Source organism: Blautia sp. DFI.1.216, assembly GCF_020594215.1.
GTDB classification, from domain to species: Bacteria; Bacillota; Clostridia; order Lachnospirales; family Lachnospiraceae; genus Blautia_A; species Blautia_A wexlerae.
The window spans coordinates 1-13,163 of the sequence record NZ_JAJDML010000072.1 but is presented as its reverse complement, the minus strand read 5'-3'; the positions used below and the strand labels follow the sequence as shown (position 1 = coordinate 13,163).

At 43.0% G+C, this 13,163-nt stretch carries 12 protein-coding genes; 11 read left to right on the top strand and 1 reads right to left on the bottom strand.

Annotated elements, in window-relative coordinates:
* The first annotated feature begins 63 nt into the window (after nucleotides 1–63).
* The 9 genes from LJE11_RS17415 (at nucleotide 64) to LJE11_RS17375 (ending at nucleotide 9,890) form a co-directional block, all read left to right on the top strand.
* Nucleotides 64–810 (top strand): CpsB/CapC family capsule biosynthesis tyrosine phosphatase, encoded by a 747-nt coding sequence (locus LJE11_RS17415; protein WP_055052994.1) that lies wholly within the window; start codon nucleotides 64–66, stop codon nucleotides 808–810.
* Nucleotides 811–950: 140 nt separating this feature from the next.
* Entirely contained in the window at nucleotides 951–1,730 is a 780-nt protein-coding gene (locus LJE11_RS17410) for a YveK family protein (protein ID WP_118342159.1), read from the top strand.
* A 21-nt stretch (nucleotides 1,731–1,751) separates the two neighbouring features.
* Entirely contained in the window at nucleotides 1,752–2,462 is a 711-nt protein-coding gene (locus LJE11_RS17405; protein ID WP_022380917.1) for a polysaccharide biosynthesis tyrosine autokinase, read from the top strand.
* A 63-nt stretch (nucleotides 2,463–2,525) separates the two neighbouring features.
* The gene (locus LJE11_RS17400) at nucleotides 2,526–3,488 is read left to right on the top strand and encodes a hypothetical protein (protein WP_227296326.1); all 963 of its coding nucleotides are present in this window, start codon (nucleotides 2,526–2,528) and stop codon (nucleotides 3,486–3,488) included.
* A 30-nt stretch (nucleotides 3,489–3,518) separates the two neighbouring features.
* On the top strand, nucleotides 3,519–4,556 hold the full coding sequence (locus LJE11_RS17395) for an LCP family protein (RefSeq protein ID WP_227296324.1): 1,038 nt from the start codon (nucleotides 3,519–3,521) through the stop codon (nucleotides 4,554–4,556).
* 145 nt (nucleotides 4,557–4,701) lie between these two features.
* Nucleotides 4,702–5,328 (top strand): hypothetical protein, encoded by a 627-nt coding sequence (locus LJE11_RS17390; RefSeq protein ID WP_055201351.1) that lies wholly within the window; start codon nucleotides 4,702–4,704, stop codon nucleotides 5,326–5,328.
* A gap of 222 nt (nucleotides 5,329–5,550) precedes the next feature.
* The gene (loaP, locus tag LJE11_RS17385) at nucleotides 5,551–6,057 is read left to right on the top strand and encodes an antiterminator LoaP (protein ID WP_120062632.1); all 507 of its coding nucleotides are present in this window, start codon (nucleotides 5,551–5,553) and stop codon (nucleotides 6,055–6,057) included.
* Between the two features lie 84 nt (nucleotides 6,058–6,141).
* Nucleotides 6,142–7,596: a sugar transferase gene (locus LJE11_RS17380; RefSeq protein ID WP_120062631.1), complete on the top strand. Its 1,455-nt coding sequence runs from the start codon at nucleotides 6,142–6,144 to the stop codon at nucleotides 7,594–7,596.
* Between the two features lie 80 nt (nucleotides 7,597–7,676).
* Entirely contained in the window at nucleotides 7,677–9,890 is a 2,214-nt protein-coding gene (locus LJE11_RS17375; protein WP_227296322.1) for a fucose pyrophosphorylase domain-containing protein, read from the top strand.
* A 137-nt stretch (nucleotides 9,891–10,027) separates the two neighbouring features.
* Here LJE11_RS17375 and LJE11_RS17370 read toward each other — a convergent pair whose 3' ends face one another.
* Complete coding sequence (locus LJE11_RS17370; RefSeq protein WP_227296320.1) at nucleotides 10,028–11,404, bottom strand: MATE family efflux transporter; 1,377 nt, start codon at nucleotides 11,402–11,404, stop codon at nucleotides 10,028–10,030.
* Between the two features lie 329 nt (nucleotides 11,405–11,733).
* On the opposite strand from LJE11_RS17370, the gene LJE11_RS17365 reads away from it, so the two are divergent.
* A complete protein-coding gene (locus LJE11_RS17365; RefSeq protein WP_227296317.1) occupies nucleotides 11,734–12,474 on the top strand; it encodes a nucleotidyltransferase in 741 nt (246 codons plus the stop codon).
* Nucleotides 12,475–12,641: 167 nt separating this feature from the next.
* Nucleotides 12,642–13,091 (top strand): VanZ family protein, encoded by a 450-nt coding sequence (locus LJE11_RS17360; protein WP_227296315.1) that lies wholly within the window; start codon nucleotides 12,642–12,644, stop codon nucleotides 13,089–13,091.
* Nucleotides 13,092–13,163 lie beyond the last annotated feature (72 nt).

Sequence of the window (13,163 nt, the reverse complement as noted above, 5' to 3'; positions counted from 1 at the left end):
GAAGTAGGAATGGAACATAGAAGTTTATAACTTTTTATAAGTTTTCAGTAACGGAATGATAGGATGTCCATAAAAGGAATTTATGATATACACTGTCATATTGTACCCGGTGTAGACGATGGAGCCACAGATATAGGAGAAACCGTAAAATTACTCCGGATGGAATATGAACAGGGCGTGCGGACGGTTATTACAACTCCCCATTTCCGCTTTCGGATGTTTGAAACACCTGCGGAGAAAGTCAGAGAGCAGTTCAGACTGGTGGAGAAAGCGGCATCAGAGATAAGCCCGGATCTCCATGTGTATCTGGGATGTGAGTTTCACGCCAATATGGAGATGCTTCCCATGCTCAGAGAACAGAAAGTAATGACAATGGCCGGTTCGCGGTATGTTCTTACAGAATTTTCCCATAACTCGGAAGAAAGCTATATACGGGAACGTCTCGGTGCATTGCTCTCCGGAGGATATAAGCCGATCATGGCACATATAGAACGTTACGAAGCCACACGCAACAGTCTGGATTTTGTGGAAGAACTGGCAGATATGGGCGTCTATATGCAGATTAATGCAGACAGCATCACAGGAAAAGACGGATTTTTTACTAAACGGTACTGTAATAAAATCATGAAAGACGGACTCCTTCATTTCGTCGGATCAGACTGTCACAACAGTGCAAAGAGGAGCAGCAGGATTGGAGAGGCATATCGTATGGTTTCAGCGAAATTCGGGCAGGACTATGCAGATGAACTGTTTATTCATAATCCTGCAGAAATTCTGAAACAGAAACAAAAACATGAGGCTACAGATTGACTTTTTTTATTGGCTGATATACAATAAAATCGGTTTGTGTCAATTTTGCTGTTTACTTTCAGAAATACATAAGACAGAATATTACCTGTGAACAGTAATGTACAAAACTATAAAGAAAAAAGGGAAAAGGAAATTATCAGATGTTAGACAATTTGAACAGTAACTTTGAGAGCAGCAAAGCACAGAGACCCGATGCAAATGATGATGAAGTCGAAATCGACTTACTGGAAATATTTTATGCGCTCAAGAAAAAAATCCTTCTGGTACTGATGGTTGCTCTTGTCGGAGGCTGTATTGCAGCAGCATATACGCAGTTTTTAATGACACCGATCTACAGCTCCACATCCAGTATCCTTGTACTTTCGAAAGAAACCACACTGACATCACTGGCGGATCTGCAGTTAGGTGCCAGCCTGACCAGTGATTATACAGTTCTGATCACAAGTACCCCTGTGATGGAACAGGTAATTTCAGATTTGGATCTGGATATGACTGCAGAACAGCTGAAAGGAAGCGTAAGTATCAATAATCCTACAGATACCCGTATCCTTGAGATTACTGTCAATAATACAGATTCTAAAATGGCCAAGAAGATCGTAGATGAGATTGCGAATGTTTCTTCATCCTATATTGGCGATAAAATGGAAGTTATTCCGCCAAAGATTATTGAAGTTGGTAAGATTGCTACTGTAAGAACTTCTCCAAGCGTAAAGAAGAATGCAGCACTCGGCTTCTTACTCGGTTTCCTTGCATGTGCGGCAATCGTGGTTGTATACGCTGTAATGGATGATACTATTAAGACAGAGGAAGATATTGAGAAATACCTGGGAGTTTCTGTTCTTGCCAAGGTTCCTGACAGAAGAGATTTTATAAATTCGAAGAACAGGAAATCAAAGAACAAGAATAAGAAGCACCATTAAACTGATGGAGGAATCTGAGCAATGAAGAAACTCAATTTAACAGATAAAAGAAATCCGGATTATTTTTACAGTGAGGCGATCAAAACTCTGCGTACCAATATTCAGTTGTCGGGTCAGAGTATAAAGACAATTCTGGTTACAAGCTGTTATCCAAACGAAGGTAAGAGTGATATAGTACTCAGTCTTGCCCAGGAGCTTGGGAGCATTGGCAAGAAGGTTCTCCTTCTGGATGCGGATATCAGGAAGACTGCATATGCCGGACGACTGGGTGTGGAAGAGGAAGTGAAAGGTCTCTCACAGCTTCTGAGCGGTCAGGTGGGACTACAGGAGGTTATTTATTCTACAAACTTTCCGAATATGGATATCATATTCGGAGGTCCAAGTGCACCGAACCCGTCAGGACTTCTCAGTGAGAATATCTTTAAGGTATTCTTAAAGGAAATCAGAGAATATTATAATTATATCCTGATCGATACACCGCCTATCGGAACAGTAATTGATGCGGCAGTGATCGGAAGATGCTGCGATGGTGCAGTCTTTCTGATCGAACCGGGAAATGTCAGGTACCGGGATGCACAGAAAGCATTTAAACAGTTGGAAAGAAGCGGATGCCGTATTCTTGGAGCTGTTATGAACAAGATAGATACCAGTGATGACAAATATTATTCTTCTTATTATAAGCATTATGGAGAGTATTATCGCAGAAGTGACGAAGAAGCCCAGATTAAATAATACGGGCTGTTATCTGGCAGTAAGACAGAAACCATGATTAATGATAAAGGAGAATTTGGAAAAGTGAGCAAAATAAGAAAGAAAAAAACAAAAAAGACGAATATCTTACTGGGCTTTATCTGCATTCTGCTGGCAGTTCTCCTGGGCTTTATTCTTGTGACCAGTTATAAATCGGAACAGAAGGAATCCAGACACCTGTCAGAAATTGCGGACGACCAGCAGAGTGGGATTGAAGATTACGAAGCAGTAAAAGAACGTGCAAAAGAGCTGGAGGAGATATCTTCCGAAGAAGCAGAAGATACAGAAGACATTAAATCAAAGAACACAGAAGACACAAAAGACACAGAAAAAACGGATACAGCTGACACAGAAGATGCAGATAAGACAGAAGATACAAAAGATGAGACGGCAGCTGCTTCAGGTATTGTGTGCTGGGGAGATGATCTGATCAATGGGGAAGAATCCAATACATATTCCTATATGACAGTACTTCAGAAGCTTCTGACCGATAATGGCTATAATGTGACAGTGCTCAATAAAACGCTTCAGGGAGGCGGCACTCTCTCCATGATGAAGATGGCTGGTGTAAGTGATGAAACTATTCAGAGCTATATTACTAAACATCAGCAGACTGCAAACGGTGCCCAGCTGAATGTAACAGAGACCGGAATACGTGATCTGACAGAAGAACAGACTACAAGAAATGATATGGATTGTATTCCAGTTATCTTCATGGGATATTATGGCGGCTGGAATCATGATCCTGCAGAACTGGCAGACCAGCAGGAACAGATTTTAAATACATTTCAGAATAAAGATCAGTTTATTGTAGTAGGAACACGCCCTATGGACGGAAGCGTAACCTCTGAAGCACTGGATCAGGTGCTCAGCCAGAAATGGGGAGAACACTATATCAGTCTTGCAGATGTGACTGCACAGCCGTCTTCTACCTATGAGGCTCAGCAGGCAATGGCAGAGGCAATATTACAGAAATTGCAGGAGCTTAATTATATCAGCAAAAACTGATGAGATAACTGAAATACAGAGATTGAAGGAATGAAAATGAAAAAAACCACAAGAAAAGCCATCAGACAGCGCAAGATCTGTATGCTTTTGATTATTATCCTGATCATAGTTCTTTCCATTCTTGGCGGCGGTTATTATCTGTTAAGCCAGAAAAATGTTGCATTGCCAAAAATCGGTGGTTACAACAGTGACAGCCGGAATCAGACGGATTTGAACCAAAACAGTGATACCGTGGAATATAAAGGTGAGACATACAAATATAACGATCATCTCAGCAATTATTTATTCCTGGGAATTGATACAAGGGAAGCTGTAGATACTTATCAGTCACAGGCAGATGCCGGGCAGGCAGATGCAATTTTTCTGGTATCCATGGATCGTGCAACAGAGAAGATAAAGGTTCTGTTTATTCCACGAGATTCCATGACCAGGATAGAAGTATTTAATCCATATGGTCAGAGCCTTGGAGAGACAACAGATCATCTGAATATACAGTATGCCTTCGGGGACGGAAAAGAGAAAAGCTGTGAACTGATGAAAACAGCAGTTTCCGATATGCTGGACGGACTTCCAATCCAGGGGTATTGTTCCATGAACATGGATGGCATTTCAGTGATTACAGATTTCGTAGGTGGAATACAGCTCACAATCCCTGATGACAGTCTCGCAGATGTGAATCCGGAATATAAAAAAGGTGCTGTTGTGGATATTACAGGGGAAACTGCAGAACAGTTTGTAAGATATCGTGACATTGACAAAACCCAGAGTGCTCTGGTCCGTCAGGAGAGACAGAAAACCTTTCTTCAGGCACTGGTGCAGAAGGCTCAGGAAAAAGCAGGAGAGGACGCCGGATTTGTGACAGGTCTCTATGACAGTGTTAAAAGCTATACAGTTACAAATATGGGAAATGATATATTTGCCAAATTGCTGGCTGCATCACAGAATGGAATTACTGATACAGAGACAGTACCGGGTGAGGGAACACATGGGGAGAACTTTGATGAGTACCATATCGATGAGGATGCATTGTCAGATTTGATTATTTCCATGTTTTATGAGAAAATCTGATTGTATTAGTCATAGTATAATGAATGCAGAATACACTGTACTGTGATAAATAATTATCACTGTTATTATTTTATTCAGGGATAGTCCGTGCAGACATTCTGTACGATTATCTATATAAAAATTAATCCAAAAGGAGAGGTGCATTATGAAAATCGCGAAGAAATTTATGACACTTGCTTTAGCAGCTGCCCTTGGAGTAGGATGTGCTACTGTAGGTGTCGGTGCAGCGCCAAGCAACACGAGTGATCTGGCCGCGGTAGCGCCAAGTAAGACAAGCGAAACTACTGTGGATTCTAAACAGTCTTCAATTTATGAAGTTGTTAAGGAACTTGAGAAAACACAGGGCTTTGCTGATCTGCAGGCAAAATATAAAGATCTGGCAGATGCTTTTAAACAAATCAATGATGGAACAATGAAGATGGAAGATTTCATAAAAGTATTGAAATCCCTTTCCGTAGATGAAGCAGACAAAGCAGACCTTGAAGATGCCATTGCTAAACTCGAAGGAAAAATGATTGTTACATTTGTCAATGAATTCAACGTACTGAAGCCAGAAGAAGCAAAGCCTAATGATGACGGAACATATGAAGTAAAGCTTAATGTTCCGAGTCTTACAGACACTATGGAAGGTATTCAGCTTTGGGTCTACAGCAAAGACGGCACAAAGAAGTTTGTAGTCATTGATCCGGTTAATATTGACAAAGAGGGCAAAACTCTTACTGTTAACTTAAACGATGGAGATTTCTTCATGGTAATCGCAGACGCGAAATAATCAATAATTCGGAATCAGAACGCAGTCGCCAGAGATGGCGGCTGTTTTTTTGTAGAAATATGTTGCATTTTTTTATTGATGTAGTTATAATAAAACACAACGTAAATCTTTTTGTCTTTAAATCGTCGCTTTGCCGCGTTTGACATATCTTGAAGTATGAGTCTGCCTTGTAACACAGGCAGAATGGCGAAGCATACCCAGAATACGGAGGTAAGATATCCAATGTGGTATGTGATGCAGGTGCGCACAGGCACCGAAGAAAACATCCGCTGTCAGTGTCAGCGGTTAATAAGCAGCAATGTCTTAGAACGCTGCTTTATCCCATATTACCAACAGAAGAAACGATTTCAGGGCGAATGGCATATCCAGGAAAGAATCCTCTTTCCCGGGTATGTCTTTTTAATTGCCGAAAATCAGGAAAAACTGGTAAATGGACTCAGGAAAGTCATCGGACTGACGAAGCTGATCGGAACCGGCGATGAGATCGTCCCACTGGTTCAGGAAGAAATAGATTTGCTTATGAAAATAGGCACAGACAAACAGCTTGTAGAGATATCTTCCGGCATTATCGAGAATGACAGAGTGCAGATTCTGGCAGGTCCTCTGATGGGAATGGAAGGAAATATCCGCAGGATAGACCGACATAAAAGAACAGCATATCTGGAAATAGAAATGTTCGGAAGAACAGTAGAAATGAAGGTGGGATTGGAAATTATAAGAAAAGAATAATAAAAAATGATGGCATATTTACAGGAAAACGATTCTGTAAATATGCCTTTTTGAATAAAAAAGAAGGAGAGGTTAGGAAAACGTATGTACAGGAAAAAATCAAGAGGATGGTATAAACACAAAGATTTCATATTAATTGATCTTGTGTGTTTATTTATGGCTTTAATACTGGCGTATCTGATTCGAAACGGTTCTGTCAGGAACCTGTTTACACTGGGAATTTATCGCAATGTGATGATATTTGTCATATTGGTGGATCTGTTCCTGATCATTTTGTTTGAATCTTATAAAGGAGTTCTGAGAAGAGGACGTTATCAGGAGCTGCGCTCTGTTATCCGGCAGATGATCCTGATCGAACTGGCAAGTGGTCTGTACCTGTTTACTGTCAGTGGCGGACATACCTTTTCAAGAATAATCCTTTATCTTATGGGAATTTTCTATGTGCTTTTATCCTATTGTACAAGAATAATATGGAAAAAACGTCTGCTGCATAAAATGGCAGAAGGTGGAGAGCATTCTCTCTACATTGTAACCAATTATGACCTTGCATCAAAAGTAATCCAAAATGTAAAAGAACACAATTATAACCGCTACAACATCAATGGTCTGATACTCATTGATAAAGATATGACAGGGAAAGAAATTGCAGGAGTCCCGGTAGTAGCAGACTTAAATAACGCACCATCCTTTATCTGTCAGCAGTGGGTAGATGAGGTCTTTGTAAATGTGGATGAAACATATCCATATCCTCAGGAGCTGATAGAAGAGTTGCTGGAAATGGGAATGCCGGTCCATGTAAACCTGGCAAAAGTCAGAAGTACTCCCGGACAGAAACAATTTGTGGAGGCAATTGGCGGATATACAGTTCTGACAACCACCATGAACTATGCCACAGACAGACAGGCACTTGCCAAAAGAGTATTGGATATTCTGGGGGGACTGGTGGGCTGCTTCCTGACAGGAGTTATTTTTATTTTTATAGCACCGGCTATCTACATCAGTTCTCCGGGTCCGATTTTCTTCTCACAGACAAGGATTGGAAAAAACGGAAAGCCATTTAAGATGTACAAATTCCGGAGTATGTATATGGATGCAGAAGAACGGAAAGCAGAATTGATGGCTCAGAACAAAATGAGTGATGGACGTATGTTCAAACTCGATTTCGATCCCCGAGTAATCGGAAATAAGATTTTGCCGGACGGAACCAGAAAAACCGGAATCGGCGAATTTATCAGGAAAACATCTCTTGATGAATTTCCACAATTCTGGAATGTACTAAATGGGAGCATGAGTCTTGTGGGTACCAGACCGATATTACAGGATGAATTACTGAAATATGAACTGCATCACAGAGCCAGAATTGCCATCAAACCGGGAATTACCGGTATGTGGCAGGTAAGCGGCAGAAGTGATATTACAGACTTCGAAGAAGTTGTAAGACTGGATACAGAATATATCAGTAATTGGAATTTTGGGCTGGATATTAAGATACTGTTTAAGACGGTGATGACGGTGTTGAAGAGGGAAGGATCGGTGTGAGAAACTTCGGAAGTTTTGAAAATATTTAATTATTAAAAAATAACATGTCCGCACATTGTATGCGATTCCGTTGATTCCAAATGAATTGTCATTCACTGATTGAAACAGACGCGGACTATGACAGAAATGTCAATGAGAGAACGCGTCTTTCTCTTTACGCTGATTTTCTTTATCCTCTGGCTTCGGATTCTACGCTGGAGGATTTTTACAGGGAGAAGCCGGAGGGTGAATTCTGTCCGGAGCTGACGGCTGCCAGAACCCGTGTGTGGGAGGTGCTGCGTCCCTACAGGATGAAGCTTCTGCGTCTGGCACCTGCGAAGTTTATTCATTTTGGAACGACCAGGGAGATACTGGAGCTGATGAACGGAGGTGTGGATGAGTACCATTATCTGGGATGGAGCCGGAAAGTGGGCAGCAGTATCCGTAGTGATGTGTCTGGCTATAACAGTGTACTGAGCAGCAGGGCATCTGTTGGGAAGGACTGTTATCTGGAGGTTTCTTATGTGCATGGAAATTCCAGGATTGGCAGCCACAGTGTGCTCTCTTACATAGACGTGCAGGATCAGGTTATTCCTGATAATGTTGTTCTCCATGGGCTGAAGCAGAGAAACGGAAAATTTATTGTCCGTATTTTTGGCGTAAATGATAACCCCAAAGAGAACCGACTGTTTGGCAGGGATCTGGATGAACTGGAAGATACACTTGGAGTGAGACTCTGGGAGGAGAACGGACAGGCACATACCTTGTGGTCTGCTGCGCTGTATCAGGAGGCAGATACGATCCGGGAGGCAACAGATGCGGCACTGGAACTTTATGAGATTGTCACAGGAGGGAAAGATTTTGACAGATCTTTATGGACTGCAGCCTCCCACAAGTCTCTTTGCGCCGGATTTAATGAGGCGGATCCGGATGCTATCATAGCGTGGAATAAACGGATGGCAGATCTGGTAACTATGGATGGGATTGCAAAGGCAATCAGAGATCAGGTTCCTGCAGGGAGTATAAGAAAGCTGCAGTCTCTGACAAAGATTCAGAAGGAATGGCTGAGAAAGCGTCTGAGAAAAGCAGATTTCGGTGAAAAAATGCGTCTGCATTATTATTTGGGAGTGATCCTTGAGGATGAGAATGAGGTGCAGGAATGTTTCCGCATTATTCAGTCAGAGGTTCTGGAAGCGACGATCAAAAGCCTTGCTTATAATGAACAGGCAAGGATTGTTACAGATCATCATACAGTCAGACTGCCGCTCCGTGTGAACTGGGGAGGTGGCTGGAGTGATACGCCGCCCTATTGTAATGAAAAGGGCGGGACTGTATTAAATGCCGCTATTCTTTTGAACGGGGAGAAGCCGGTAGAGGTGACATTGGAGAGGATTCCTGAGCAGAAGGTGGTTTTTGACAGCCGGGATATGGATGTTCATGGAGAGTTTGACACGATTGAGCCTTTGCAGGCCACAGGTGACCCTTATGATCCTTTTGCCCTGCAGAAGGCCTGCCTTCTTGCCTGCGGAATAATTCCCAGGGAAGGACATACTCTGGGTGAAATACTGGAACGCCTTGGCAGTGGTTTTGTTATGCATTCTGAGGTAAGAAATGTTCCCAAAGGTTCCGGTCTTGGCACCTCATCTATTCTTTCGGCAGCCTGTGTGAAGGCAGTGTTTGAATTTATGGGAATCGCATATACAGAAGAAGATTTATATGCCCATGTACTGGCAATGGAACAGATCATGTCTACAGGAGGAGGATGGCAGGATCAGGTCGGAGGTATTACACCTGGTCTTAAATATATAACCTCCATGCCTGGGCTTCAACAGCAGCTTCAGGTAGCACATATAGAGCTTTCACCGCAGACAAAGAAGGAGCTAGATGAAAGATTTGTCCTGATCTATACAGGGCAGAGGCGTCTGGCGAGAAATCTTCTCCGTGATGTGGTGGGACGCTATGTGGGTAATGAACCGGACAGTTTGTTTGCGTTGGAGGAGATCCAGAAAACAGCAGCACTGATGCGCTTTGAACTGGAGCGTGGAAACGTAGACGGTTTTGCAAAGCTTCTGGATTATCACTGGGAACTGAGTAAGAAAATAGATGCCGGAAGCAGTAACACTTTGATTGAGCAGATTTTCAGCAGTATTGAGGAGCTGGTGGACGGAAAGCTGGTATGTGGTGCCGGTGGCGGCGGTTTCCTTCAGGTGATACTGAAAAAGGGTGTGACAAGGCAGATGGTGGAAGAACGTCTGAAAGAAGTATTTATGGACAGCCTTGTTGGCGTAGCTGACTGTAATCTTGTATGGGAATAGAAATTCCGAAGGAAAAAGCAGATCAGTGCATAATTGAAAAAGCTGATAAACGGAGTGCTTATCTTATCAAATAGAATAGATTGCTGCACAATCATACTTATTCCTGTATCTCTCAAATGCGGAGATACAGGAGTAATTTACAGGCTCTCTTTCTTGTCCATCCGGCAGCGTTTATCCAGGTGGCGGTTGATCAGAAGCAGGAATACAACTGTTGAGAGGACAGAAGAGATTCCGTCAGCAACAGGTTCTGCGAAAAAAGCCGCTTTTGCACCAAAGAAAGAAGGCAGGACAGCTGCACTGATCACAAAAAGAGATTTTCTGGTAACGGAGAGCGCAAGTCCTGTCTTTGGACATTCCAGGGCAGTCAGCCCGTCTACAAAGACATACTGGAAGCTTAGCGGAATGATCATCAGTGTATAGGTACGGATGACCCAGACAGAGAATCTGATATACTGTGGATCAGTGGTAAACAGAAGAACAAAGTACCGGGGAATAAACCGGGAGAGAAGGAACATGATGGTAGTAAAGATAAGCATTACTCCCAGAATGTTCCTTTCTGCGTCCTTGACCCTGTTTACGCATCTGGCACCGTAATTGTAGCTCAGGATTGCCTGTGTACCTCCGCTGATCCCGATCATAGGTGAGGTGATCAGAAGCAGATAGCTTTGAGCAATGGTGGCACAGGTGATCAGCATATCGCCCTGGGAAGCACCACCATATTTCTGGAGCACTGTATTCATAAAGATCAGGATTAGGCTGTCTGTGGCTAGGATCAGAAAAGGAGAAAATCCCAGGGAAAGGATTTTCCTTATGACTTTTAAGTTGTACTGTCCGAAGGTAATCTTTACAGGAACCTTTTTTCCCAATAAGAAGGTCATTGCAAAGATGCAGGAGAGTATCTGCGAAATAACGGTTGCAATGGCAGCACCGGAAATTCCCATATGAAAACCAAAAATAAAAATCGGGTCTGACAGGATGTTACATCCTGCGCCGATCAGTACGGTAAACATTCCCACAAGGGGGAATCCCTGACAGTTGATAAAGTAATTAAGCCCTGTAGCCATCAGTGCGAAAAAGGTACCTGTTGTATAAATAGTCAGGTAGGTATTGGCAAAGGGGAAAGTAGCCCCACTTGCGCCAAACAACATAAGCAGCTTATCTTTTAGCAGAAGAAAGCTGACAGTCAGCAGAACAGAAAAAACACTGAGCATCAGAAAAGAATTTGCCAGAACCTGTTCTGCTTTTTTGTGATTCTTTTCGCCCATTCGGATTCCCATGGTAATGGAACCTCCGATTCCTACCAGGGTGCCAAAAGAAGTGAGAAGTGTAACGATAGGACCGCATATGCCTGCACCTGCAAGAGCCAGTGCGCCATTTTCGGAAATATGTCCGATATACATCCTGTCAATAATACTGTAAAGTACATTAACAAATTGCGCGGTCATAGAAGGGATGGCAAGCTGGAGCACCAGAGTGCGTACGGGTGCCTTGCCAAGATTTGCTGTTGTGTTCATTTTAATTTTCCTCATCCATTCGACAGGGACTGCCGCACTTGCATGTGCAGCAGCCCCTGTATATTAATCATTGTCAATTTTAACAGATATGGACAGAAAAAGCTATGATTTTTGAGATATTGTCCTTGTAAAAGATATTGAGAATAGCCTCTCGGGGTCAGACCCCATGAAATCAGGCTCTCGGGGTCAGACCCCATGAAGAAGAAATGATTTTTCTCTAAAGAAACTATAAACGAAAACGAGAGCATAGGCTACTGGCGCTGCTCTAATAACTACATAAAATTTTGTGGAAGGCACATTGGGCGCTACAGGGTATGGAAAGGAGAATTATGAAAACAACATTACTTATCATGGCAGCTGGTATTGTCAGCCGCTTCGGAACAGGAATCAAGCAGTTAGAGCCGGTGGATTATGCTTTCCAGGACATTAACGATATTCCGGGGACTCTGCCGGAAGGCCGTACAAAGCCGTGGGGAACTGGTCAGGCCGTGCTTGCAGCGAAGAAGGTCATCAAGACCCCGTTCATCGTCATCAATGCAGATGATTACTATGGCAAAGAAGGTTTCAAGGCTGTTCATGAGTATCTGGTGAATGGCGGCAAGTCCTGTATGGCAGGTTTTGTGCTGAAGAACACGCTGTCTGATAACGGTGGCGTGACTCGCGGTATCTGCAAGATGGATGAGGATTACAACCTGACCGAGGTCGTGGAAACGAAGAACATTGTAAAGACCGCAGCTGGAGCAGAGGCAGAAGGAATGGCTGTTGCTGTTGATTCTCTGGTTTCCATGAATATGTGGGGCTTAACTCCTGATTTCCTTACAACGCTGGAAGAGGGATTCAAAGAATTCTTCGAGAAGGAAGTGCCGGGTAATCCACTAAAGGCAGAATATCTGATTCCTATCTTCATCGGTGAACTGCTGGAGCATGGGAAGATATCTGTGAAGGTTCTGAAAACAAATGATACATGGTATGGCATGACCTATCATGAGGATGTCGCAGCAGTAAAGGATAGCTTCAAGAGGATGCTGGAGAACGGCGTGTATAAGACTGACCTGTTCAGCGATCTGTAAACGACGATGAAAGAAACGATTGATTTACTCGGAAAGATCCTCACAAACATCCTGACTGCTCTGTATGAGCCGTTTGGATTCTCGCTCCTTCTTTCCTTCCTGGCAATGTTTTCTACCTGTATGCATATGAGCCTGCTGCAGCAGGTAAAGGATGGAAGAGCGCCATAGTGACATGGTATCAGAAATTCAAAGAGAGCGTGTTCTTTCGGAAGTTGTTTCTGTTGTTTTTTGTGACTTCGATGATTTTATTCCGAACACTATTGAACCGTAATTTGTGGATGAATCCGTTATCCAAGGTCATGGGTGGCTGGGGCATCTGGGAGACAGTGAACGGCGAGCAGAAACTTACAACTGAGTGCATAGAGAATGTGATCATGATGGTGCCGTTTAGTTCGGTAGTGATGTGGACATTCAAAGAAAAGACAGGAAACGGCTGGAAGAAGATACTGTGGTATAGCGGGAAGATAGCGTTCATCTTTTCGGTAAGCATTGAGATGTTGCAATTATTGCTTAGATTGGGTACGTTTCAGCTATCGGATATCTTCTACAATACAGTAGGTGGAATGCTCGGTGGTTTGGTGTACTATGTGACGATGAAGGCAAGAAAGCATCTGTAGTATGTGGGGTCAGACCCCAATGTGGTCAACCTAGCGTCAACTTAGGGACATATTAGCAAATAGCCTCCAATG